This is a genomic window from Streptomyces sp. NPDC005722, from assembly GCF_040630935.1.
GTDB lineage: Bacteria > Actinomycetota > Actinomycetes > Streptomycetales > Streptomycetaceae > Actinacidiphila.
Map to the genome: position 1 here is coordinate 123,734 of NZ_JBEXYN010000018.1, position 23,981 is coordinate 147,714.

18 protein-coding genes are annotated in these 23,981 nt (G+C 72.5%); 14 read left to right on the forward strand and 4 right to left on the reverse strand.

From position 1 onward, the window contains the following. Positions 1–138: 138 nt before the first annotated feature. From gatC to ABZ479_RS22005, 8 genes are all read left to right on the forward strand, one after another. Positions 139–435, forward strand: a complete 297-nt coding sequence (gatC, locus tag ABZ479_RS21970) for an Asp-tRNA(Asn)/Glu-tRNA(Gln) amidotransferase subunit GatC (protein ID WP_500463151.1) — start codon at positions 139–141, stop codon at positions 433–435. 5 nt (positions 436–440) lie between these two features. After that, positions 441–1,934 (forward strand): Asp-tRNA(Asn)/Glu-tRNA(Gln) amidotransferase subunit GatA, encoded by a 1,494-nt coding sequence (gatA, locus tag ABZ479_RS21975; RefSeq protein ID WP_500463152.1) that lies wholly within the window; start codon positions 441–443, stop codon positions 1,932–1,934. Next, complete coding sequence (locus ABZ479_RS21980) at positions 1,931–2,170, forward strand: hypothetical protein (RefSeq protein WP_499602291.1); 240 nt, start codon at positions 1,931–1,933, stop codon at positions 2,168–2,170. Before gatA ends, ABZ479_RS21980 begins: the two co-directional genes overlap by 4 nt. A 25-nt stretch (positions 2,171–2,195) precedes the next feature. Then, positions 2,196–3,704 carry an Asp-tRNA(Asn)/Glu-tRNA(Gln) amidotransferase subunit GatB gene (gatB, locus tag ABZ479_RS21985; protein WP_500463153.1) on the forward strand — a complete coding sequence of 503 codons (1,509 nt, stop codon included), beginning with the start codon at positions 2,196–2,198 and terminating at the stop codon, positions 3,702–3,704. A 242-nt stretch (positions 3,705–3,946) separates the two neighbouring features. Further along, positions 3,947–6,148 carry an MMPL family transporter gene (locus tag ABZ479_RS21990; protein WP_500463154.1) on the forward strand — a complete coding sequence of 734 codons (2,202 nt, stop codon included), beginning with the start codon at positions 3,947–3,949 and terminating at the stop codon, positions 6,146–6,148. A gap of 17 nt (positions 6,149–6,165) precedes the next feature. Beyond that, positions 6,166–6,840 (forward strand): hypothetical protein, encoded by a 675-nt coding sequence (locus ABZ479_RS21995; protein ID WP_500463155.1) that lies wholly within the window; start codon positions 6,166–6,168, stop codon positions 6,838–6,840. Between the two features lie 217 nt (positions 6,841–7,057). Further along, positions 7,058–7,279 carry a hypothetical protein gene (locus tag ABZ479_RS22000; RefSeq protein ID WP_500463156.1) on the forward strand — a complete coding sequence of 74 codons (222 nt, stop codon included), beginning with the start codon at positions 7,058–7,060 and terminating at the stop codon, positions 7,277–7,279. A 50-nt stretch (positions 7,280–7,329) separates the two neighbouring features. After that, on the forward strand, positions 7,330–10,377 hold the full coding sequence (locus ABZ479_RS22005; protein ID WP_500463157.1) for a helix-turn-helix transcriptional regulator: 3,048 nt from the start codon (positions 7,330–7,332) through the stop codon (positions 10,375–10,377). Here ABZ479_RS22005 and ABZ479_RS22010 read toward each other — a convergent pair. The 3 genes from ABZ479_RS22010 to ABZ479_RS22020 form a co-directional block, all read right to left on the reverse strand. Next, positions 10,258–10,572, reverse strand: a complete 315-nt coding sequence (locus ABZ479_RS22010) for a DUF6191 domain-containing protein (protein WP_500463158.1) — start codon at positions 10,570–10,572, stop codon at positions 10,258–10,260. The two genes, ABZ479_RS22005 and ABZ479_RS22010, sit on opposite strands and share 120 nt — an antisense overlap. 23 nt (positions 10,573–10,595) lie before the next feature. Further along, a complete protein-coding gene (locus ABZ479_RS22015) occupies positions 10,596–11,735 on the reverse strand; it encodes a PQQ-dependent sugar dehydrogenase (protein WP_500463186.1) in 1,140 nt (379 codons plus the stop codon). Between the two features lie 212 nt (positions 11,736–11,947). Further along, positions 11,948–12,940, reverse strand: coding sequence for an aldo/keto reductase (locus tag ABZ479_RS22020; protein ID WP_500463159.1), 993 nt, complete (start codon positions 12,938–12,940; stop codon positions 11,948–11,950). A 56-nt stretch (positions 12,941–12,996) separates the two neighbouring features. Between ABZ479_RS22020 and ABZ479_RS22025 the strand changes: the two genes are divergently transcribed. The 6 genes from ABZ479_RS22025 (at position 12,997) to serA (ending at position 22,652) form a co-directional block, all read left to right on the forward strand. Then, positions 12,997–13,950, forward strand: coding sequence for a 2-hydroxyacid dehydrogenase (locus ABZ479_RS22025; RefSeq protein WP_500463160.1), 954 nt, complete (start codon positions 12,997–12,999; stop codon positions 13,948–13,950). A gap of 283 nt (positions 13,951–14,233) precedes the next feature. Beyond that, positions 14,234–17,083, forward strand: coding sequence for a putative bifunctional diguanylate cyclase/phosphodiesterase (locus tag ABZ479_RS22030; protein WP_500463161.1), 2,850 nt, complete (start codon positions 14,234–14,236; stop codon positions 17,081–17,083). 212 nt (positions 17,084–17,295) lie between these two features. After that, on the forward strand, positions 17,296–19,173 hold the full coding sequence (locus tag ABZ479_RS22035) for an acetolactate synthase large subunit (protein ID WP_500463162.1): 1,878 nt from the start codon (positions 17,296–17,298) through the stop codon (positions 19,171–19,173). Positions 19,174–19,205: 32 nt separating this feature from the next. Next, positions 19,206–19,733 carry an acetolactate synthase small subunit gene (gene ilvN / locus ABZ479_RS22040; RefSeq protein WP_400802304.1) on the forward strand — a complete coding sequence of 176 codons (528 nt, stop codon included), beginning with the start codon at positions 19,206–19,208 and terminating at the stop codon, positions 19,731–19,733. Between the two features lie 77 nt (positions 19,734–19,810). Then, a complete protein-coding gene (gene ilvC / locus ABZ479_RS22045) occupies positions 19,811–20,809 on the forward strand; it encodes a ketol-acid reductoisomerase (protein WP_500463163.1) in 999 nt (332 codons plus the stop codon). A gap of 253 nt (positions 20,810–21,062) precedes the next feature. Then, complete coding sequence (gene serA / locus ABZ479_RS22050; RefSeq protein ID WP_500463164.1) at positions 21,063–22,652, forward strand: phosphoglycerate dehydrogenase; 1,590 nt, start codon at positions 21,063–21,065, stop codon at positions 22,650–22,652. On the opposite strand, the gene ABZ479_RS22055 is transcribed toward serA, so the two are convergent. Then, on the reverse strand, positions 22,636–23,943 hold the full coding sequence (locus ABZ479_RS22055; RefSeq protein WP_500463165.1) for a glycosyltransferase 87 family protein: 1,308 nt from the start codon (positions 23,941–23,943) through the stop codon (positions 22,636–22,638). The two genes, serA and ABZ479_RS22055, sit on opposite strands and share 17 nt — an antisense overlap. Positions 23,944–23,981 lie beyond the last annotated feature (38 nt).

Consider the following 23,981-nt stretch of genomic DNA (forward strand, 5'->3'; position numbering starts at 1 on the left):
CCCGGCGGCACCACCGGTACGGCCGGTGCCGCCCGGCGCACCCCGGCCCGGCGAAGCGCAAACCGTTTCGCCCCCGGGGCGCCCGCGCCCATAGGATTGGGCGCGAAAAGACCAAACTCACCCCCAGAGGATCGCTGCATGCCAGGCATCACGCGCGAGGAGGTCGCCCACCTCGGCCGGCTGTCGCGTCTGGAGCTGAAGGACGAAGAGCTCGATCACTTCGCCGGACAGCTCGACGCCATCATCGGCGCGGTCGCCCGCGTCTCCGAGGTGGCCGGCGAGGACGTACCGCCGACCTCCCACCCGCTGCCGCTGACGAACGTCATGCGCCCCGACGAGGTCCGGCCCAGCCTGACCCCGGACCAGGCGCTGTCCGGCGCTCCCGCCGAGGAGCAGCAGCGCTTCAAGGTGCCGCAGATCCTGGGGGAGGACTGATCACGATGACCGATCTGACCAGGCTCACCGCCGCGCAGACCGCGGCCGCCGTCGCCTCCGGCGAGACCTCCGCCGTCGAGGTCGCCCAGGCCCACCTGGACCGCATCGCCGCCGTCGACGAGAAGGTGCACGCCTTCCTGCACGTCGACACCGAGGGCGCCCTGAAGGCCGCCAAGGCCGTCGACGACAAGCGCGCCGCCGGTGAGAAGCTCGGCCCGCTCGCGGGCGTCCCGCTGGCGCTGAAGGACATCTTCACCACCAAGGGCGTCCCGACGACCGTGGGTTCCAAGATCCTCGAGGGCTGGGTCCCGCCGTACGACGCGACGCTGACCGCCCGCCTCAAGCAGGCCGGCATCGTCATCCTCGGCAAGACCAACATGGACGAGTTCGCCATGGGGTCCTCCACCGAGAACAGCGCCTACGGCCCGACCGGCAACCCGTGGGACCTCACCCGCATCCCCGGTGGCTCCGGCGGCGGTTCCTCCGCCGCCCTGGCCTCCTTCCAGGCCCCGCTGGCCATCGGCACCGACACCGGCGGTTCCATCCGCCAGCCGGCCGCCGTCACCGGCACGGTCGGCGTCAAGCCCACCTACGGCGGCGTCTCCCGCTACGGCATGGTCGCCTTCAGCTCCTCCCTGGACCAGGGCGGCCCCTGCGCCCGCACGGTGCTGGACGCGGCGCTGCTGCACGAGGTCATCGCGGGCCACGACCCGATGGACTCCACCTCCATCGACGCCCCCGTCCCGCCGGTCGTCGAGGCCGCGCGCAACGGCGACGTCAAGGGCCTGCGGGTCGGCGTCATCAAGGAGTTCGCGGGCGAGGGCTACCAGGCCGGCGTCATGGAGCGGTTCAACGAGTCCGTCGAGCTGCTGCGCGAGCTCGGCGCCGAGGTCGTCGAACTGTCCTGCCCGTCCTTCCAGTACGCGCTCGCCGCGTACTACCTGATCGCGCCGTCCGAGGCCTCGTCCAACCTGGCCCGCTTCGACGGCCTGCGCTACGGCCTGCGGGTCGGCGACGACGGCACGCGCAGCGCCGAGGACGTCACCGCCCTCACCCGCGAGGCCGGCTTCGGCGCCGAGGTCAAGCGCCGCATCATGCTCGGCACGTACGCGCTCAGCTCCGGCTACTACGACGCGTACTACGGCAGCGCCCAGAAGGTCCGCACCCTGATCTCACGCGACTTCGAGCGCGCCTTCGGGCAGGTCGACGTGGTGATCTCGCCGACCACCCCCACCACCGCGTTCCCGATCGGCGAGCGCGTGGACGACCCGATGGCGATGTACCTCGCCGACCTGTGCACCATCCCGGCCAACCTGGCCGGCAACGCCGCCATGTCCGTGCCCTGCGGCCTCGCGGCCGAGGACGGGCTCCCGGTCGGTCTGCAGATCATCGCCCCGGCCATGGCCGACGACCGCCTCTACCGTGTCGGTGCGGCCGTCGAGGCGGCGTTCACCGCACGCTGGGGTCACCCGCTGCTGGAGGAGGCACCGATCCTGTGAGCAAGCTCGAGAAGGCCAAGGGCTTCAAGAAGAGCAAGTCCGGCACCTACCTGTCGATCGGCACCACGCTCTTCGGCGCGGTCGGTGTCGCACGGCAGATGAAGCGGGGCCGCGCGGAGAGCGACACGCTGCTGCTGATCGACGCGGTGGTGAGCGCCGCGGCGATCGCCACCGGTGTCGCCCTGCTGCTCCGGCAACTGCGCCGGATCGGCGACGACGACGTGCTGTCATCCTGACGGGGAACTGAGAGGTATCAAGACTGTGACCGTCACGGACCTGGTGTCGTACGAGGACGCGCTCGCGTCCTATGACCCGGTGATGGGCCTCGAGGTCCACGTCGAGCTCGGCACCAAGACGAAGATGTTCTGCGGCTGCTCCACCACCCTGGGCGCCGAGCCGAACAGCCAGGTGTGTCCCGTGTGCCTCGGGATGCCCGGCGCGCTGCCGGTCGTCAACGCGACCGGCGTGGAGTCCGCGATCAAGATCGGTCTCGCGCTCAACTGCGAGATCGCCGAGTGGTGCCGCTTCGCGCGGAAGAACTACTTCTACCCGGACATGCCGAAGAACTTCCAGACCTCCCAGTACGACGAGCCGATCGCCTTCAACGGCTACCTCGACGTGCAGCTGGAGGACGGCGAGATCTTCCGCGTGGAGATCGAGCGCGCCCACATGGAGGAGGACACCGGCAAGTCCACGCACGTGGGCGGTGCCACCGGCCGCATCCACGGCGCCTCGCACTCGCTGCTGGACTACAACCGGGCCGGCATCCCGCTGATCGAGATCGTCACCAAGCCGATCGAGGGCGCCGGCGAACGCGCGCCCGAGGTCGCCAAGGCGTACGTCACCGAACTGCGCGAGCTGATCAAGGCGCTGGGCGTCTCCGAGGCCCGCATGGAGATGGGCCAGATGCGCTGCGACGTCAACCTGTCGCTGCGCCCCCACGGCCGGGAGAAGTTCGGCACCCGCAGCGAGACCAAGAACGTCAACTCGCTGCGCAGCGTCGAGCGGGCCGTCCGCTTCGAGGTCCAGCGGCACGCGGCCGTGCTCTCCTCCGGCGGCACGATCGTCCAGGAGACCCGGCACTTCCACGAGGACACCGGCTCCACCACCTCCGGCCGCATCAAGGAGGAGGCGGAGGACTACCGGTACTTCCCGGAGCCCGACCTCGTCCCGGTGGCGCCGGCCCGCGAGTGGGTCGAGGAGCTGCGGGGCGGCCTGCCGGAGCTCCCGCGGGTGCGCCGGATGCGCCTCCAGGAGGACTGGGGCATCTCGGACCACGAGATGCAGTCGGTGCTCAACGCGGGCGCGATCGACCCGATCGTCGCCACCATCGAGGCCGGGGCCGACTCGGCCTCCGCGCGCAAGTGGTGGATGGGCGAGCTGGCCCGCCGCTCCAACGAGGACGGCGTGGAACTGTCCGCGCTGCCCATCACCCCGGTCCAGGTGGCCCGGGTGGCGGCGCTGGTGGCCGAGGGCTCGCTCAACGACAAGCTGGCCCGCCAGGTCATCGAGGGCGTGCTGGCCGGTGAGGGCGAGCCGGACGAGGTCGTCGACAAGCGCGGTCTGAAGGTCGTCTCGGACGAGGGCGCGCTCGGCGCCGCCGTCGACGAGGCCATCGCGGCCAACGCCGCCGTCGCGGACAAGATCCGCGGTGGCAACCTCGCGGCGGCGGGCGCGCTCATCGGCGCCGTCATGAAGATCACCCGCGGTCAGGCCGACGCCAAGCGCGTGCGCGAGCTCGTGCTGGAGAAGCTGGGCGTCCAGGGCTGATCCGGCGGCCGGCGCGGCCGGCCGGCATACGAGGGGCGGACTCCCGGTCAGGGGGCCCGCCCTTCGGCGTCGCCGCAGGTCCGTGGCGTGTAAGGGCGACATAAATTCCCCGGGCGATATGTGATTAAGCGCACGAACGCGGCCAACGATCTCTTCTTCCTGGTTCAGTCGAGGACGTACGTGTTGTGTTCTTTGCGGGCTCTTCCCCGGCCTGAAAGATCCGCGCAATCCCAGGGAGAGCAATGGCTGCACTCGCCCGCTGGTGCCTCGACCGTCGTCTCGCCGTCGTCCTGCTGTGGCTCGTCGCCCTGCTCGGCCTCTCCACGGCCGCCCTGCTCGCCGGTTCCGCGTACTCCAACGACTACGACATCAAGGGCACCGACTCCAGCAAGGCCACCGCCCTGCTGAAGGAGGCCTTCCCGGGCTCGGCGGGCGACAGCGACACCATCGTCTGGCACACCGACAAGGGCACCGTCGGTGTCGCGTCCGTCAGGGAACGGCTGACCGGCACGCTGGACGAGGTGGCCGGGCTCCCCGGCGTCGCCTCGGTGACCAGCCCCTACAGCACCGAGGGCGCCACGCAGATCAGCCAGGACGGGCACACCGCCTACGCGACCGTGGTGTTCGACAGGCCCTCGGACGACCTGCAGGCCGGTCAGGTGCAGAAGGTCGTCGACACGGCCAGGGCCGCCGCCGACGACAACACGCAGGTCGCCCTGGGCGGCGGCGCCATCGCGCTGACCGAGGGCGGCGGCGGGCACATGAGCGAGGTCGTGGGCGTCGCCGTCGCGGCCGTGGTGCTGCTGGTGGCCTTCGGCTCGCTCTTCGCGATGTTCATGCCGATCGTCACCGCGCTGGTCAGCGTCGGTACCGCGTACATGACGATCCAACTGCTCGGCCACCTGATCAGGGTCGCCGACTTCGCCCCGATGCTCGGCCTGCTCATCGGCCTGGGCGTCGGCATCGACTACGCCCTGTTCATCGTCACCCGCCACCGCAGGGGCCTCAAGCAGGGCCTGCCGGTGCGGGAGGCCGCCGAGAAGGCGGTCGCCACCACCGGCAGGGCGGTGGTCTTCGCCGGCGGCACGGTCTGCGTGGCCCTGCTCGGCATGCTGATCCTGCGGCTGTCGTTCCTCAACGGCGTGGCGATCGCCGCCTCCCTCACCGTGATGCTCACCGTCGCCGCCTCGGTGACGCTGCTGCCCGCACTGCTGGGTGCCATCGGCATGAAGGCGCTCAGCCGTCGGGAACGGCGCCGGCTGGTCGAGCACGGCCCGTCGCCCGAACTGCCGACCGGGTTCGCCGCCCGCTGGTCCGCCTTCGTCGAACGGCACCCCAAGGTCCTCGGCGCGGTCGCCGCCGTCGTCATGCTCGCGCTGGCCCTGCCCACGACCTCCCTCCACCTGGGCGCCTCCGACCAGGGCAACAGCGCCGCGGGCACCACCACCCGCCAGGCGTACGACCTGCTCTCCGAGGGCTTCGGCCCGGGCTTCAACGGCCCGCTGCAACTGGTCGCCAAGTCCGGCGACGCCGCCGACCGGGCGGCCCTGGAGCAACTCACCGCCGACCTCGGGCGCACCGAGGGCGTCGCCGCGGTGCACAAGGAGCAGGCACAGCACGGCAGCGGGCTGGACGTCATCGACGTCGTCCCGACCACCTCCCCGCAGGACCAGGCCACCGACCGGCTCGTCACGCACCTGCGCGAGGACGTCATCCCGGAGGCGACCGAGGGCACCTCCCTCGAGGTGTACGTCGGCGGTGTCACCGCGGGCTACGCGGACTTCGCCTCGGTGATCGTCGGCAAGCTGCCGCTCTTCGTGGGCTCGGTCATCGGGCTGGGCTGCGTGCTCCTGCTGCTGGCCTTCCGCAGCTTCGGCATCCCGATCAAGGCCGCGGTCATGAACGTCGTCGCCGTCGCCTCCTCCTTCGGCATCGTGGTCGCGATCTTCCAGTGGGGCTGGGGGAGCGAACTGCTGGGGCTGGGAGCGGCCGGACCGATCGAGCCCTTCCTACCGGTGATCATGGTCTCGGTACTGTTCGGGCTCTCCATGGACTACCAGGTCTTCCTCGTCAGCCGCATGTACGAGGAGTGGCGCGAGACCCGCGACAACCGCCGTGCGGTCCGGGTGGGCCTCGCCGAGACCAGCCGCGTGATCAACTCCGCCGCGGTCATCATGATCTCCGTCTTCCTCGCCTTCGTGCTCAGCGGCGACCGCGTGATCGCGATGTTCGGCATCGGCCTGGCGGCTGCCGTCGCGCTCGACGCCTTCGTCCTGCGGACCCTGCTCGTACCGGCGCTGATGCACATGATGGGCGACTGGAACTGGTGGCTGCCCCGGTGGCTGGAACGCCGGCTGCCGCGGATCTGCATCGAGGGCCCAGTGGGGCAGCGCACGCCCGTCGCCGTGGAGGAGCCCGGTTCTCAGAAGGCTCTCAGAATGTGACCGTACGGTTGCCGCCCATGGAGACCACCAAGACCCACGAGGCGGCAGCCGGCGACCTCGCCGCGGACGCCGAGCGCGACCGAACCGGTGACGACGGCGCGCATCCCGCGACCGCCCCCGGCGCCGAACCCACGACGGCCGACCAGCCGCAGGCCCTCGACGAGCCCGGCCGACGCGAAGACCCGCAAGACTCCGAAGCCCGCGAAGAGGCCGAGGCCCGCCAAGAGGCCGACGACGTCGACGCGGCCGAGCAGAGCGACGCCACCGGCACCCCGGAGGCGGCGGACGCCTCCACCCCCGCGGTCGTCCCGGGCGCCGCGGCCGTCGTCGGCGCCGCCCTCGGCCTCGCGTCCCTCACCGGCACCTGGCTGGGCACCGTACTGGCCGAGCGGCGGCAGCTCGTCGGGCAGATCCACGCCTCCTCCGGCACCGCCGCCCAGCAGATCGAGCAGATATACGGCGCCCCCTGGCACACCACCGCCGTCGTCAACGGCGTCTGCGCGCTGGTCGCCCTCGTCGTCCTCGGCGCCGTGCTCCTCGCCGGACGGAACGCCGCGCCCTGGGTGCGCGCGGTCGCCTGGGGCGGTCTCGCCCTCGGCGTCCTCGGGCTGTTCGTCGCGGCCGGAACGTGGTTCGACCTCTTCGGCGGCCTGCCGAGCGTGGCCGAGGCCCCGGTCTCGACCGGCGGCTGAGGAACCCGCCGAGGCACCTGAGGCCGAGGCGTCCGAGCCCCCTGAGGAGGGGCCGCGCGGTCGCCCCGGGGACCTGGGCGCTTCGCCGCGCGGCCTAAGGCATCCGCACCCTTCAAGCATGGGCGGTTGCCCGATGTGGCCCACCCCCCTCGGGGACGAGGCTGATGGCACGGAGAAGAAGACTCCGGACCATCGGTCCCGGACCCGAGGAGCAACGATGTACCCACACGAACTGCTGGGCCGCGAAAGGGCGGAGCAGCTGCTGCGCGAGGCCGCCGAGTACCGGCTGGCCCGCCAGGCCGACCAGGCCCGCCGGGCCGCGCGGCAGGCCGCCCGCGAGTCCGGCGGCGCCCGCGTGACCGCCGCCGGCCAGGACGGGGGAAGGTGGCACGGAAGGAGGGCCGGCCGGCTCTCCCGCCGGCTGCGGGCCGCCGGATGAGCACCGTGGTGCCGGTGCAAACCGGTACCGCGCCGTCAGGGCCCCGTGCGATGCTCGGGACCGTGCAGAACCAGTCGGTCAGCCCGGTGTTCGTCGGACGCAGCCGCGAACTGACCCGCCTCACCTCCGCGCTCGCCCGCGCCCACGCGGGCGAGCCGCAGGCGCTGGTGATCGGCGGCGAGGCAGGCGTCGGCAAGACCCGGCTCGTGGAGGAGTTCCTCGCCGCGGCCCAGGACGGACCGGCGACCATGACCGCCGTCGGCGCCTGCGTGGAGATCGGCGCGGACGGACTGCCCTTCGCCCCCGTCGCGACGATCCTGCGCGCCCTGCACCGCCGGCTCGGCGACGAACTGGTCGCCGCGGCCGCCGGCAGCGAGGCCGAACTCGCCCGCCTGCTGCCCGGGCTCGGCGGCACGGACGGCCCCGACCCCCTCGCCGACCAGCGCGACGAGCACGGCCGCGCCCGGCTCTTCGAGCTCACCTCGCGGCTGCTGGAGCGGCTGTCGGAGGAACGCACGCTCGTCGTCGCGCTGGAGGACCTGCACTGGGCCGACCGCTCGACCCGCGAACTCCTCGGCTACCTGCTGCGTTCGCTCTCCCGCGGCCGGCTCGTCGTCCTGGCCACGTACCGTTCCGACGACATCCACCGTCGGCACCCGCTGCGGCCCTTCCTCGCCGAACTCGACCGGATGCGTTCCGTCGCGCGGCTGGAACTGGCCCGCTTCAACCGCGCCGAGGTCCGCGCCCAGGTCGCCGGGATCCTCGACTCCGAGCCCGCCCCGACCCTGGTCGACCGGGTGTTCAGCCGCTCCGACGGCAACCCCTTCTTCGTCGAGGAACTCGCCTGCAGCATCACCCAGGGCTGCCGCACCGGGCTCAGCGACAGCCTGCGCGACCTGCTGCTGGTCCGCGTCGAGACACTGCCCGAGACCGCGCAGCGCGTCGCGCGCGTCGTCGCCGAGGGCGGCTCCGCCGTCGAGTACCGGCTGCTGGAAGCCGTCGCCGGGCTCGGCGAGGACGAACTCATCGAGGCCCTGCGTTCGGCCGTCGGCGCCAAGATCCTGCTGCCCACCGACGACGGCGACGGCTACCGCTTCCGGCACTCGCTGGTCCGCGAGGCCGTCGGCGACGACCTGCTGCCGGGCGAGCGCAGCCGCATCAACCGCCGCTACGCGCAGGCCCTGGAGGCCGACCCCGCTCTGGTGCCCGCCGACGAACTCCCCGCCCGGCTGGCCAGTTACTGGTACCACGCCCACGAGCCCGCCAAGGCGCTGCCCGCGGTGCTGAGCGCCTCCGTCGAGGCGCGACGCCGGCACGCCTACGCCGAACAGCACCGGCTGCTCGAACGCGCCCTGGAGCTGTGGGACGACACGCCCGCGGACGTCCGCGAGGAGCTGCGCCCCGTCGACTACGTCGAGGTGTTCCCCCCGTGCGGCTGCGACCCGGGCAGCAAGCCCCTGCAGTACATGGACCTGCTCGCCGAGACGACCGTGGCCGCCCGCCTCAGCGCCGACCGCGAGGGCGCCTACGAGGTCACCAAGCGCGCGCTGCGCCTGCTGGAGCGCTCCGGCAGCAACCCGCTGCGCGCCGCGTGGTTCTGGATCCAGCGCTCCCGGCTGATGGTCGCCATGGGCCGCGGCGACGGCTGGGCGGAGATCGCCGAGGCCCAGGAACTCGTCCGCGGGCTGCCGCCGTCACCGGTCCACGCCGAGGTGCTGGAGAGCGCGGCCGGCTGGGACATGATGCACGACCCGGGGCCGGACAGCATCACCACGGCCGAGCGCGCCATCGAACTGGCCCGGCTGGTCGGCGCCGAGGAGACCGAGCTCCACGCCCGGGTCACCCTCGGCATCCTCCTCGCCGACTCGGGTGACACCGCGGCCGGCATCGCCGAACTGGAGGCGGCCCGAGAACGGGCCGCCGCCGCCCGGTACGGCAACCTCACGGTGAACACCGACGCCAACCTCGCCGCCCTGCTGGAGTCCGTGGGCCGCTCGGAGGAGGCGATCGCGGTGGCCCGCAGGGGCGTGGAGAGCGCCACCCGCCACGGGCTGCGCGACGGAGCCACCTTCGCCTCCGCCAACCAGGCCGAATCGCTGCTCGCCCTCGGCCGCTGGGACGAGGCCGCCGAGGTCGCCGTCCGCGGCCGGGAGAACACCAACCACGCCCTGTACCTCGGCTGGGCGGCGACGCTGCTGGCCCACCTCGCCGTGCTGCGCGGGGAGTACGACCGCGCCGAGGCCGAGGTCGCCGCCGCCCGGGACCACCTGGGCCCGCAGGACCACCAGCCGCAGAACACCCTGCCGCTGCGCCATCTGACCATCGCCGTCGCCGCCGGGCGCGGACGCTTCCTGGAGGCCCGCGCCGCGGTGATGACGGCCCTCGAAGCCGGGTTCCCGCCCGCGTTCCACCGTTACGCCTGGCCCATGCTGCACACCGCGGCGGCCCTGGAGGCGGACGCCCTCGGGCTGCCCGGCGCGGAGGCCGGCCGGCCCGCGATGCTCGCCCTCATCCGCAAGGCGGCGGGGCGGCTGCCCCGGCTGTCCCCGGTGTGGGCCGCCCACGCCCTGCTGGTCGAGGCCGAACTGCTGCGCGCCGACGGGAGCACCGACCCCGGTCCCTGGGCCGCCGCCGAGGAGGCCTACGCCGCCCTCGACCGCCCCTACCCGCTCGCCCTGGTACGGCTGCGGCTCGCCGAGACCCTGCTCGCGCGGCACGATCCCGGCGCCCGCGAGCGTGCGGCCGCCCTGCTGCGCCTGGCGTGCGAGGTCGCCGACTCCCTCGGTGCCGTCCCGCTGCGCGAGGCCGTCCGGCTGCTCGCCCGCCGCGGCCGGCTCGCGCTGGACGAACCGGAGGCCGCCGCCCCCGAAGCGGCCGGGGAACCCGAGCCCTTCGGGCTGACCGCGCGCGAACGCGAGGTACTGCGCCGGGTCGCCGCCGGCTACACCAACCGCCGGATCGCCGAGGAACTCTTCATCTCACCGAAGACCGCCAGCGTGCACGTCTCCAACATCCTCGCCAAGCTGGGCGTCTCGGGCCGCGGCGAGGCGGCCGCGCTCGCCCACCGGCTGCGGCTGTTCGCCGGGCAGCCGGGCTGAACCCCGCACCGCGGGCCGGTGGGCCTGACCGCCGGCGCGCGGCGGACGTATCAGGACGGCGCCCGAGTCGAGGTCGACCGGGCCCCGGCCGGGATCCGCGTCGCCCTCCTCGTCCCGCACGAGCTCCAGGCGGTTGCGTTCGTCCTCGGCGTGCCTGCGGCCCGGAGCGAACAGCTCGTCCAGCGCGTTGAACATCGCACCCCCCAAGGTGTCGTCGGTCAGCTCACCCGCAGCCGCAGGATCCGGTCGTCGCCCTTGCGGGGCTCGCCGCGGCCGTCGGTGTTGCTGGTGGTCAGCAGCAGCCCGCCGTCCGGATCGGCGAGGACGGTGCGCAGCCGCCCGTACGTGCCGACGAGGAAGGCCTGCGGGTCGGCCGCGGCCTTCGTACCGGCCAGGGGGATCCGCCACAGGCGGGCGCCGCGCAGCGAGGCCATCCAGATCGAGCCGTCCGCGTAGGCGATGCCGCTGGGCGAGGCGTCGTCCGTGCGCCACTGCGCGACCGGGTCCGCGTAGCCGTCGCGGTGGGCGAGGCCCTCCACGACCGGCCAGCCGTAGTTCCTGCCCGGCTCGATCAGGTTGAGCTCGTCCCAGGTGTCCTGCCCGAACTCCGAGGCCCACAGCCGCCCCTGGCCGTCCCAGGCCAGACCCTGCACGTTGCGGTGCCCGTAGGAGTAGACGACGGAGTCCGCCTCGGGGTTGCCGTGCACGGGCTCGCCGTCCGGGGTCATCCGCAGGATCTTGCCGCCCAGGGACTTCTTGTCCTGCGCCAGGCCCCGTTCGCCGCTCTCGCCCGTGCCCGCGTAGAGCATGCCGTCGGGGCCGAAGGCGATCCGCCCGCCGTTGTGGATGGCGCCGTGCGGGATGCCGCGCAGGATGGTGTCCGGCGCGCCCAGTTGTTCCCCGGCGGGCTTCGCCGGGTCGTAGAGCATGCGCGCGATGCGGTTGTCCGAGTCGGTGGTGAAGTACGCGTACACCATGTGGTCGGTGGCGAAGTCCCGCGAGACGGCGAGCCCCAGCAGGCCGCCCTCGCCGCCGGAGGAGACCCCGGGCACCGTGCCGAGGACGGTCGTACGGCCGCCGTCCGCGGCGACCCGGACGATCCTTCCGGTGTCCCGGGAGGCCACCAGCAGATCGCCCTCCGCGAGCGCGGCCACGCCCCACGGGGTGGTGAGCCCGGTCGCGACCGTGCCGGTCACCTCCGCCGTGCCCTTCGCCGGCGCCGCGGGCCCCTCACTGCCGCCGGGGGCCGGCGCCGACTTCGTGGCGGAAGAGGAGGAGGCCGGGGGAGCGGGCGCGGCACCACCGTCCGAGGAGCATCCGGTGGCGAGCAGCGCGGCACTGGCCAGCGCGGCGGTCACGACGGCGGCACGGCGTCCCACGCTTCCCTCCCGGGGGTTGTCCGGCTCGGACTCCAAGAACATCACATCCCTCACTACACCGCCCGGCCGTTCGGGGTTCCCGCCGTACGACGTCGGTTTCCGGCGCCGCCCGGCTCCGGGCCCGTCCAAGGTGCAGCGCGGCCTTGTCGCCACGGGGGTCCCTCCGGCCCCGCCCGTCCCGGCCGTTGCCCTCAGTCCCAGGAGCCCCGCGCCGGCGGCAGCGCGGCGATCTCCGCGAAGTCCTCCTCGGTCAGCCGCAGTTCCGCGGCCCCGGCGTTCTCCACCGTCCACCGCTGCTGCTTCGCGCCGGGGATCGGCACGACCTGCGGTCCCTGGGCCAGCACCCAGGCCAGCGCGACCTGCGCGGGCGTCGCCCCGTGCACCTCGGCGACCCGGCGCAGCCCCGCGACGATCGGCTGGTTGGCGGCCATCATCTCGGCCGTGAAGCGGGGGTGGCGGGCCCGTACGTCGTCCGGCTCGAAGCCCTGGCCGGGGGTGAGGGTGCCCGTCAGGAAGCCGTTGCCGAGCGGCATCGCGGCCATGAAGCCGACCCCGCGCTGCCTGCACCAGGGCAGCAGCTCGGCCAGCGCCTCGGGCGACCACACCGACAGCTCGGCCTGCACGCAGCTCACCGGGAAGACCTGCTGGGCGCGGCGCAACTGCCGCAGCGTCTCGTCGTATATGCCCGCACCCGCGCGCCGTGCCGCCCGGGCGCCCACCGCGCACCACCCCAGCGCGCGCACCTTGCCGGCCGCCACCAGTTCCGCCATCGCGCCCCACGTCTCCTCGACGGGGACCTCGGGGTCGGCGCGGTGCAGTTGGTAGAGGTCGATCACATCGGTCTGCAGCCGCCGCAGCGAGGCGTCGCAGGCCCGCTTCACGTACGAGGGGCGGCCGTTGGCCACCAGGTGCTGCTCGCCGACGAGCAGTCCGCACTTGGTGGAGACGAAGACCTCCCGCCGACGCTCCCTCAGCACCCGCCCCAGCAGCAGCTCGTTGGTGAACGGCCCGTACATGTCGGCGGTGTCCAGCAGTGTCGTGCCGCGGTCGACCGCCGCGTGCACGGCCCGCAGTGACGATTCGCCTTCCTGCCGGGACGCCGTGTAGGCCCAGCTCATCGGCATGCATCCCAGACCGACGGCGCCCACCTCCAGAGCCGCCGATCCGACCGTCCTGCGCTCCACCTGGCTGACCTCCGCTGACCTCTCGCGCCGCCCCACTGTGCCATAGCCTCCTGACCATGGCTGACATCACCCGGAACCACCGCCCCACGGTCTGGCTCCCGATCCCCGCGCAGGACGTCGAAGGGCTCCCCGCCGGACTCGACTACCTCTTCTGGGACGGGGGCGACGAGTTCCCGGCCGACCCCGCCGACGCCGCGTTCTACGTGGTGCCCTACATGAAGGGTCCGGAGGTCGCCGGCCGTCCGCTGCCCCGCATGTCCGGGGTCAGGGTCGTGCAGACCCTCAGCGCGGGTGTCGACCACGTCACGCCGTACCTCCGGCAGCTCCCCCAGGGGGTGCGGCTGTGCAACGCCCGCGGGGTGCACGAGGCGAGCACCGCCGAACTGGCCGTCGCCCTCACCCTGGCGGCCCTGCGCGGCATCCCCCGCTTCGTGCGCGGCCAGGACGCCGAGGAGTGGCACGCCGGCTTCTACCCCGCCCTCGCCGACAAGCAGGTGCTCATCGTCGGCTACGGCTCGATCGGCGCCGCCATCGAGGACCGGCTCACCCCGTTCGAATGCCACGTCACCCGGGTCGCGCGGCTGGCCCGGCGCTCCCCGCACGGCCCGGTGCACGCCCTGGGGGAGTTGCCCCGGCTGCTGCCGCGGGCGGACGTGGTCGTCCTGTCGACCCCGCTCACCCCGGACACCCGCCATCTGGCCGACGCGCGGTTCCTGGCCGGGATGAAGGACGGGGCCCTGCTGGTGAACGTGGCCCGCGGGCCCGTGGTGGACACCAAGGCGCTCCTCGCGGAGCTGGAGGCAGGCCGTCTCCTGGCGGCACTCGATGTCACCGATCCGGAACCGCTTCCTCCGGGGCACCCGCTGTGGCACGCGCCGGGCGTCCTGGTCAGTCCGCACGTCGGCGGCAGCACCTCCGCCTTCCTGCCCAGGGCCAAGCGGCTGCTCCGCGAGCAACTGGGCCGCTTCGCGGCCGGCCAGGACCTCACGAACGTCGTCCTGACCACCTGAGCACCCGCACCACACGTCCTGGCACCGGGTGCCCCACGCGTGGGGCAGGGCGCTACGCGTGGTCACGCTGTGTAGAGGAACTATGTCCCTGAGTGACTGAACTGGTGTATCGTCCCGCACTGGGGGAACACGACCGGCGTGGCTCGGCGAGCCGCGAACGGGCGTGGGACGACTCGGCACTTGATGGGGGGCGACGGGCGATGCACGGCCAATGGAGAGAGCATCCGACGCTGGACCACGGCACACCGTGCCGGGGACGCTCACGGTTCCACGGGACGACACCGTGAGCGCGCCCGGTGCGGTCCTCTCGCAGGCCTCCGCGCCGGGCAGCCGCTCCGGCCTGCTGCCCCAGATGCTGCTGGCCGTGCTCTGCGGCGGCTACGCCATCGGGGCAACCCTCGGCTGGGGCTCCAGGGGGCTGGCCGTCGTCATGGGCGACTTCGGCCTCTCCGCGGCCGCGCTGGCCGCTGCCGTCTCCTGTCTGGTGTACGTCCGCAAGGCGGCCGACGACCGCTACCGCCCCGCGTGGGCGCTGTTCGCCGTCTCCTCCGCCATGGTGGCGCTCGGCAACGGCATCTGGGGTTGGTACGAGGTCGTGCTGCGCGACGACGTGCCGCGCACCTCGGTCGCCGACTTCTGCTTCCTGCTCTTCGCACCTCCCGCGATCATCGGGCTGCTGGTGCTCGCCAAACGGCCGGTCACCCGGGCCGGCTGGGTCTGCCTCGGGCTGGACGCCTGGCTCATCGGCGGCTCCCTGCTGACGCTCTCCTGGACCCTCGCCCTGGCCCAGACGGCCCTGTGGGAGGGCCGCAGCACCGCGCGCATCGCCCTGTCCCTGGCCTACCCCCTGCTGGACATCATGCTGGTGAGCATGGTGCTGGCGCTGCACTTCCGGCGGTCCTCGGCCAACCGGGCCGCGGTGAACACCGCCATCGCCTCGCTCGCCCTCACCGTGTTGTGCGACGCGCTGTTCACCTCGCCCCTGCTGCGCGAGCACTACAGCTCCGGCCAGATCCTGGACGCCGGGTGGTTCGCCGGCAGCATGCTGCTCGCCTACGCCCCCTGGGTCGGTGAACGCGCCACGGCCGAGCCGGGCACGCCCGAGCGGGGGACGGCGCGACGGCAGCAGGAGCAGGGCCGCCGGGTGAGCGGCTCGCTGGCGGCCCTGACCCCGTACCTGGCCGCCGCGGTCTGCGTGCTCGGGATCCTCTACAACGTCATCGACGGCCGCAAGAGCGACCGGGTGGTGCTCCTGACCGGCTGCACCGTCGTGCTCGCCCTGGTCGTGCGGCAGGGCATCATGCTGCTCGACAACATGGCCCTCACCCAGGAGCTGGCCCAGAAGGAGAACCACTTCCGGTCCCTCGTGCAGGGCTCCAGCGACGTCATCATGATCGCCTCGCCGACCGGCGCGCTGCGCTACGTCAGCCCCGCCGCCAAGGGCGTGTACGGCTGCGACCCGGAGGAGTGGGTCGGCACCGAGTTCGCCACCCACATCCATCCCGACGACCTGGGCCGGGTGGTGCACGAGGTGCGGCGCTTCCTGGCCGCCCACGCGGCCGAGGAACCCGCCACCCGCATCGAGTGCCGCATACGGCACGGGGACGGCAGCTGGCTCAACGTGGAGTCGAGCGTCAACCGCCACCAGGGCGGCCTGATCTTCAACAGCCGCGACGTCACCGAACGGGTCCGGCTCCAGGCCCAGCTGCAGCACAACGCCGAGCACGACCCGCTCACCGACCTGCCCAACCGGGCCCTGTTCACCGAACGGATCCGCCAGGCGATCGGTGGCCGCCGGGCCGGCGACGGCGACACCGGCACCACCGCGGTGCTCTTCATCGACCTGGACGGCTTCAAGGCGGTCAACGACACCGTCGGCCACCAGGCCGGCGACGAGCTGCTCGTCCAGGCCGCGCGACGCCTGCAGGACTCGGTGCGCGCCGGCGACACCGCCGCGCGCCTGGGCGGCGACGAGTTCGCCGCCCTCATCTGCGGCACCAGCGCCGACCGCCATCTGCGCGAGTACCAGGTCCACGAGGTGGCCGACCGGCTCCGCGCCGCGCTGTCCGAGCCCTACCGGGTGGACGGCACCGAGGTCCGGGTGGCCGCCAGCATCGGGGTGGCCTTCGCCGACCCCGGGGTCAGCGCCGGCGAGCTGCTGCGCAACGCCGACCTGGCGATGTACCGGGCCAAGCAGGCCGGCAAGGGCCGGGTCGAGATGTACGCGCCCGCGATGCAGGCCGAGGTCGTGCGCCGCGCCGAGCTCGCGGGACGGCTGCGCACCGCCCTGCGGGACGGCGAGTTCGCCCTGCTCCACCAGCCCGTGGTCGACCTCGGCAGCGGCGAGGTGGCGGCGGTCGAGGCGCAGGCCCGCTGGCGTTCCGCGCAGGGCATCCTCTTCACCCCCGCCGAGTTCCTCCGGGTCGCCGAGGACACCGACCGCACCGCGCAACTGGCCCGCTGGCTGCTGGAGGAGGCGGTCGGGCAGGCCGCGCTGCGCCATGCCGCGGGCTGCCCGGTGCCCGTCGCCGTACGGCTGTCCACCCGGCGCCTGATGCACCGCGAGCTGCCCACCAAGGACGTCGAGGCGCTGCTCGAACGGCACGGGCTGCCGCCGGACTCCCTCGTCCTGCAGATCGCCGACCAGGATCCGCGGATCTCCCTGGACGAGCTGGAGCGGCGGCTCACCGCGCTCAACCGGCTCGGGGTGCGCATCGCCCTGGAGGGCTTCGGCAGCGGCTACGCGCCCATGGACGCGCTGCGTCGGCTCCCCGTCGACGTGCTGAAACTGGACCGCGGGCTCACCGAGGGCCTCGTGGAGTCACCGCGCCTCCGGAAGATCACCGCCGGGCTGCTGCGCATCGCCGCGGACCTCGGGATCCGCTCGGTGGCCGAGGGCGTGGACCGTCCGGAGCAGGTGCTGGCGCTGCGCGAGATGGACTGCACCCATGGTCAGGGCATGGCGTTCTCGGGGCCGCTGGACGAGCACCGGCTGCGCAGCTCGCTGACCCGCGGGAGCTATCCCGTGCCCGGCGGGCCGGTCCCGCTGAACAGCACCCGGATCTCCGTGCGCGGCACACGGAAGACGGAGGAGCTACGCTCAAATAATGAGACGCCCGTCCCACCCGCTTGACACTCCCCGCAGGCGAGGAGGAAGGTCAGTCCCATGCGCACCCGAATTCTCGTACTTGGAAAGCGCGTCGGCTGACCCGGGGCCCCTGACCGCCTCGTGGAACGCACCGACGCGCTCCCCTCGCTTGCCTGCCGGCACGGGGGGTTTTTTGTTGCCTGGGATCCAGACATACCGCCCTCTCCACCCTCACCCTCCTGAGAGATGAGAACCAGATGACCGAGCAGGCCACCGGGGCCCACCACCCGCAGCCGCGGGCCCGCGGCGCCGCGCCGCAGCCCACTCCCGCCGAGCGCGTCACGGGCGCCCAGTCCCTCATCCGCTCTCTCGAGGCGGTCGGCGCGGACACCGTGTTCGGCATTCCGGGTGGTGCGATCCTCCCCGCGTACGACCCGCTCATGGACTCCTCCAAGGTGCGCCACGTCCTCGTCCGGCACGAGCAGGGGGCCGGCCACGCCGCCACCGGCTACGCGCAGGCCACCGGCAAGGTCGGCGTCTGCATGGCGACCTCGGGCCCGGGCGCGACCAACCTGGTCACCCCGATCGCCGACGCCCACATGGACTCGGTCCCCATCGTCGCGATCACCGGCCAGGTGGCCTCCAAGGCGATCGGCACCGACGCCTTCCAGGAGGCGGACATCTGCGGCATCACGATGCCGATCACCAAGCACAACTTCCTCGTCACCAACGCGGACGAGATCCCGCGCACCATCGCCGAGGCCTTCCACATCGCGTCCACCGGCCGCCCCGGCCCGGTCCTGGTCGACATCGCCAAGGACGCGCTGCAGGCGCAGACCACGTTCTCCTGGCCGCCCGCCACCGACCTGCCCGGCTACCGCCCGGTCACCAAGCCGCACGCCAAGCAGATCCGCGAGGCCGCCCGCCTGATCAACGAGGCCAAGCGCCCCGTGCTGTACGTCGGCGGCGGCGTCCTCAAGGCCCGCGCCACCGGCGAACTGCGCATCCTGGCCGAGCTGACCGGCGCCCCGGTCACCACCACGCTGATGGCGCTGGGCGCGTTCCCCGACAGCCACCCCCAGCACGTCGGCATGCCCGGCATGCACGGCTCGGTCTCCGCCGTCGCGGCCCTGCAGAAGGCCGACCTGATCGTCACCCTGGGCGCCCGCTTCGACGACCGCGTCACCGGCAAGCTCGACTCCTTCGCCCCGTACGCCAAGATCGTCCACGCCGACATCGACCCGGCCGAGATCTCCAAGAACCGCGTGGCCGACGTGCCGATCGTCGGTGACGCCCGCGAGGTCATCGCCGACCTGATCGTCGCCGTCCAGGCCGACCACGACGCCGGCCGCCGCGGGGACTACGCGGACTGGTGGAAGCTGCTGAGCGGCCTGCGCGACACCTACCCGCTCGGGTACGACCTGCCCGCCGACGGCAGCCTGTCCCCGCAGCAGGTCATCCAGCGGATCGGCGAGCTGGCCCCGGAGGGCACCCTCTTCGCGGCCGGCGTCGGCCAGCACCAGATGTGGGCCTCGCAGTTCATCTCCTTCGAGCGGCCCAACACCTGGTTCAACTCCGGCGGCGCCGGGACGATGGGGTACGCCGTGCCCGCCGCCATGGGTGCCAAGGCCGGCCGGCCCGGTACGACCGTGTGGGCGATCGACGGCGACGGCTGCTTCCAGATGACCAACCAGGAGCTGGTCACCTGCGCGCTGAACAACATCCCGATCAAGGTCGCCATCATCAACAACGGCGCCCTCGGCATGGTCCGGCAGTGGCAGTCGCTCTTCTACAACGAGCGCTACTCCAACACCGTCCTGCACGCCGGTAAGACCAACGCGGGCCGCGGCTCCCAGCAGGGCGTCAGCCAGACCCCGGCGCCCGGCACCCGGGTCCCGGACTTCGTGAAGCTGTCGGAGGCGATGGGCTGCGTGGGCCTGCGCTGCGAGTCGCCCGACGAGCTGGACGAGGTCATCGAGAAGGCCAACGCGATCAACGACCGCCCGGTGGTCGTGGACTTCATCGTCCACGAGGACGCCATGGTGTGGCCGATGGTCGCCGCCGGCACCTCCAACGACGAGATCATGGCCGCCCGCGACGTCCGCCCCGACTTCGGCGACGCCGCGGACGACTGAGGACCGAGAGAGAAGCAGAGGAACGACGCGACATGTCCAAGCACACGCTCTCCGTCCTGGTGGAGAACAAGCCCGGTGTCCTGGCCAGGATCACCGCCCTGTTCTCCCGCCGCGGCTTCAACATCGACTCCCTCGCCGTCGGCACCACCGAGCACGCCGACATCTCCCGCATCACCATCGTGGTGAACGTGATCGAGGAGCTCCCGCTGGAGCAGGTCACCAAGCAGCTGAACAAGCTGGTGAACGTCCTGAAGATCGTCGAGCTGGAGCCCTCCGCCGCCGTCCAGCGCGAGCTGGTCCTGGTGAAGGTGCGCGCCGACAACGAGTCCCGCTCCCAGATCGTGGAGATCGTCCAGCTGTTCCGCGCCAAGACCGTGGACGTCTCGCCCGAGGCGGTCACCATCGAGGCCACCGGCGGCGCCGACAAGCTCGAGGCCATGCTGAAGATGCTGGAGCCCTTCGGCATCAAGGAGCTCGTCCAGTCCGGCACGATCGCGATCGGCCGGGGTGCACGCTCGATCACCGACCGGTCTCTGCGCGCCCTCGACCGGACCGCATAGCGAGACCCCCAGACTTGATCCCGGCCCGCGGACGTACTGTGTGGGCAACCCCCCAGATCACCAAGGAGAGACCCGAAGTGGCCGAGCTGTTCTACGACGACGACGCCGACCTGTCCATCATCCAGGGCCGCAAGGTCGCGGTCATCGGATACGGCAGCCAGGGCCACGCCCACGCGCTGTCGCTGCGCGACTCCGGGGTCGACGTGCGCGTCGGCCTGCACGAGGGCTCCAAGTCCAAGGCGAAGGCCGAGGAGCAGGGCCTGCGCGTGGTCACCCCCGCCGAGGCCGCCGCCGAGGCCGACGTCATCATGATCCTGGTCCCGGACCCGATCCAGGCGCGGGTCTACGAGGAGTCCATCAAGGACAACCTGAAGGACGGCGACGCGCTGTTCTTCGGACACGGCCTGAACATCCGCTACGGCTTCATCAAGCCCCCGGCCGGCGTCGACGTGTGCATGGTCGCCCCCAAGGGCCCGGGCCACCTGGTGCGCCGTCAGTACGAGGAGGGCCGCGGCGTCCCGTGCATCGCGGCCGTCGAGCAGGACGCGACCGGGAACGGCTTCGCGCTGACGCTGTCCTACGCCAAGGCCATCGGCGGCACCCGCGCCGGCGTCATCAAGACGACCTTCACCGAGGAGACCGAGACCGACCTGTTCGGCGAGCAGGCGGTCCTCTGCGGTGGTACCACCGCCCTGGTCAAGGCCGGTTTCGAGACCCTGACCGAGGCCGGCTACCAGCCGGAGATCGCGTACTTCGAGTGCCTGCACGAGCTGAAGCTCATCGTGGACCTCATGTACGAGGGCGGCCTGGAGAAGATGCGCTGGTCCATCTCCGAGACCGCCGAGTGGGGCGACTACGTCACCGGCCCCCGCATCATCACCGACGCCACCAAGGCCGAGATGAAGAAGATCCTCGGCGAGATCCAGGACGGCTCCTTCGCCAACAACTGGATCGCCGAGTACAACGCCGGCCTGCCGCGCTACAACGAGTACAAGAAGGCCGACGAGAGCCACCTGCTGGAGACCACCGGCAAGAAGCTGCGCAAGCTGATGAGCTGGGTGGACGAGGAGGCGTAGGTCCTCCGCACCGACGTCGACACGGTCCCGGGGGCGCCGCGCCCCCGGGACCTGCCGCTTTGGCCACCCCGTACACCCTCGTGCGGGTGATCCTTCCACGTTGGCGCAGGATGCCGGGGCCGCCGCCGATACACTCCATGAACAAGCGCGTCAGGCTCACAGCGTCGTGCGTCTTCCACGCGGCATGCCATTCCCCTCCACCGCCTTCGGCCGTCGGGACGCGGCCGTTGACCTGGGACTAGTGAGGACTCACGTGAGCAACCCCGTCGTACTCATCGCTGAAGAGCTGTCGCCCGCCACCGTCGACGCCCTCGGACCGGACTTCGAGATCCGGCACTGCAACGGCGCCGACCGGGCCGAGCTGCTGAGCGCGATCACCGACGCCGACGCCATCCTGATCCGCAGCGCCACGAAGGTGGACGCCGAGGCGATCGCCGCCGCCTCGAAGCTCAAGGTCGTCGCCCGTGCGGGCGTCGGACTCGACAACGTGGACGTCTCCGCCGCCACCAAGGCCGGCGTGATGGTCGTCAACGCCCCGACCTCCAACATCGTCACCGCCGCCGAGCTCGCGTGCGGCCTGCTGATCTCCGTCGCCCGCAACATCGCCCCGGCGAACGCGGCCCTGAAGCAGGGCGAGTGGAAGCGCAACAAGTACACCGGTGTGGAGCTCGCCGAGAAGACCCTCGGCGTGGTCGGACTCGGCCGCATCGGCGCCCTGGTGGCCCAGCGCATGTCGGCCTTCGGGATGAAGATCGTCGCGTACGACCCCTACATCCAGCCCGCGCGCGCCGCCCAGATGGGTGTGAAGATCCTCAGCCTCGACGAGCTGCTGCAGGTCTCCGACTTCATCACGGTGCACCTCCCCAAGACCCCCGAGACGGTCGGGCTCATCGGGGACGAGGCGCTGCGCAAGGTCAAGCCGCACGTCCGCATCGTCAACGCCGCCCGCGGCGGGATCGTGGACGAGGAGGCGCTGTTCGCCGCGCTGAAGGAGGGCCGGGTGGGCGGCGCCGGCCTGGACGTGTACGCCAAGGAGCCGTGCACGGACTCGCCGCTCTTCCAGTTCGACAACGTCGTGGCCACCCCGCACCTGGGCGCCTCCACCGACGAGGCGCAGGAGAAGGCCGGCATCGCGGTCGCCCGCTCGGTGCGCCTCGCGCTCGCCGGTGAGCTGGTGCCGGACGCGGTCAACGTCCAGGGCGGGGTCATCGCCGAGGACGTCCGCCCGGGCCTGCCGCTCGCCGAGAAGCTCGGCCGGATCTTCACCGCCCTCGCGGGCGAGGTCGCGGTCCGCCTCGACGTCGAGGTGCGCGGCGAGATCACCCAGCACGACGTGAAGGTGCTGGAACTCTCCGCCCTCAAGGGCGTCTTCGAGGACGTCGTCGACGAGACCGTCAGCTACGTCAACGCCCCGCTCTTCGCGCAGGAGCGCGGCGTCGAGGTCCGTCTCACCACGAGCAGCGAGTCGCCCGACCACCGCAACCTGGTCACCGTGCGGGGCACCCTCTCGGACGGCACCGAGGTGTCCGTCTCCGGCACGCTGGCGGGCCCCAAGCACATCCAGAAGATCGTCGCCGTGGGCGACGACGACGTGGACCTGGTCTTCGCCGACCACATGGGCTTCCTGCGCTACACCGACCGCCCTGGTGTCGTCGGCACCATCGGCCGCATCCTGGGCGAGGCCGGCATCAACATCGCGGGCATGCAGGTCGCCCGTGACCAGGCGGGTGGCGAGGCGCTGGTCGCGCTGACCGTCGACACCGCCATCCCGGCGCCGGTGCTGGCCGAGATCGCCGAGGAGATCGGCGCGTCCTCGGCCCGCGCGGTCAATCTCGAGGACTGACGGCCGGTTCGCTCCGCTGGGGGCGGCCGACCCGGGCGATCCGGGCCGGCCGCCCCTTCGCCGTCTGCGCCGCCGTCGCGGGGGAGCCGGGCCGGAAGCGGAGCGCCACCGCGGCCAGGAAGACCAGACCCAGCACGGGGTAGGGGGAGGCGAAGGGCTGCAGCCACCACGCCAGGTGCAGATCGAGGTCACCGGCCTTCGGCACGATCCACAGGGTGCGGGCCAGGAAGACCACCGCGGCCACCCGCAGCGCCCAGCGCGGCGCCTCGGCGGCGAGGAGGATCAGCATCGGCACGCACCACACCCAGTGGTGCGACCAGCTGATCGGTGTGATGAGCAGCGCGGTCACCGCGCAGCACACCACGCCCCAGGCCTCCCGGCCCAGCCGGCCCATCCGCACCGAGACCGCGAGCCCCGCGCAGGCCACGAGCAGCGCGACGGCCGCCCACACCGCGCCGGGGTGCTCGGTGTGCAGCACCCGGGCGACGAGGCCCTGCAGCGACTGGTTGTCGACGATCCAGACCTTGCCGATGCGGCTGGTGTCGAAGAGGCAGCGGGTCCAGTAGTCGACCGTCGCGCCGGGCAGCGCGAGCGCACCGAGCAGTGCGGTGCCGGCGAAGCTCGCGGCGGCGACCGCGGCCTCCTTGCGGCGGCCGGTGAGCAGCAGGTAGACGGCGAAGATCGCGGGGGTGAGCTTGATGCCCGCCGCCACGCCGATGGCGATGCCCTTGCCGCGTGCGCCGTCCGGCCGGCTCAGGTCCCACAGCACGAGCACCGTGAGCAGCAGGTTGATCTGGCCGTAGAGCATCGTCTGGAAGACGGGCTCCAGCCACAGCCCGAGGGCCACGGCCAGCAGCACCACGACCCACCGCGAGCCGCGGGCGCGGGGCCAGCCCGTCGCCCGGCAGGAAAGGTGCGCGAGGAGCCCGAGCAGCAGCAGGTTCCCGCCCATGAAGACCGGCTTCAGCAGCGCCACGGGCAGCCACGTCGTCGGCACGAACAGCATCGCGGCGAAGGGCGGGTAGGTCGCCGGGAGCTTCCACTCGGTGACGGTGAAGCCGTACAGGTCGGTGCCGTTCACGACGGCGGCGCCCTCGGCCCGGTAGACCTGCATGTCGGCCATGGGGACGGCCATCGACAGGCACAGCGCGGTGAAGGCGGCCAGTGACACGACCAGCAGCAGCCCGGCGAGGAGGAGCCTGCGGTCGGCGCGCGGTCTGCCGGGGACGGCAGGCGGTGTCCTCCACAGCGCCGGGCGTTCGCGTCCGTGGGCCTCCGTGGAATGAGTCACCGGCTCCAGATCCCCTTGTTCGCCATCCGCGGTGTCCG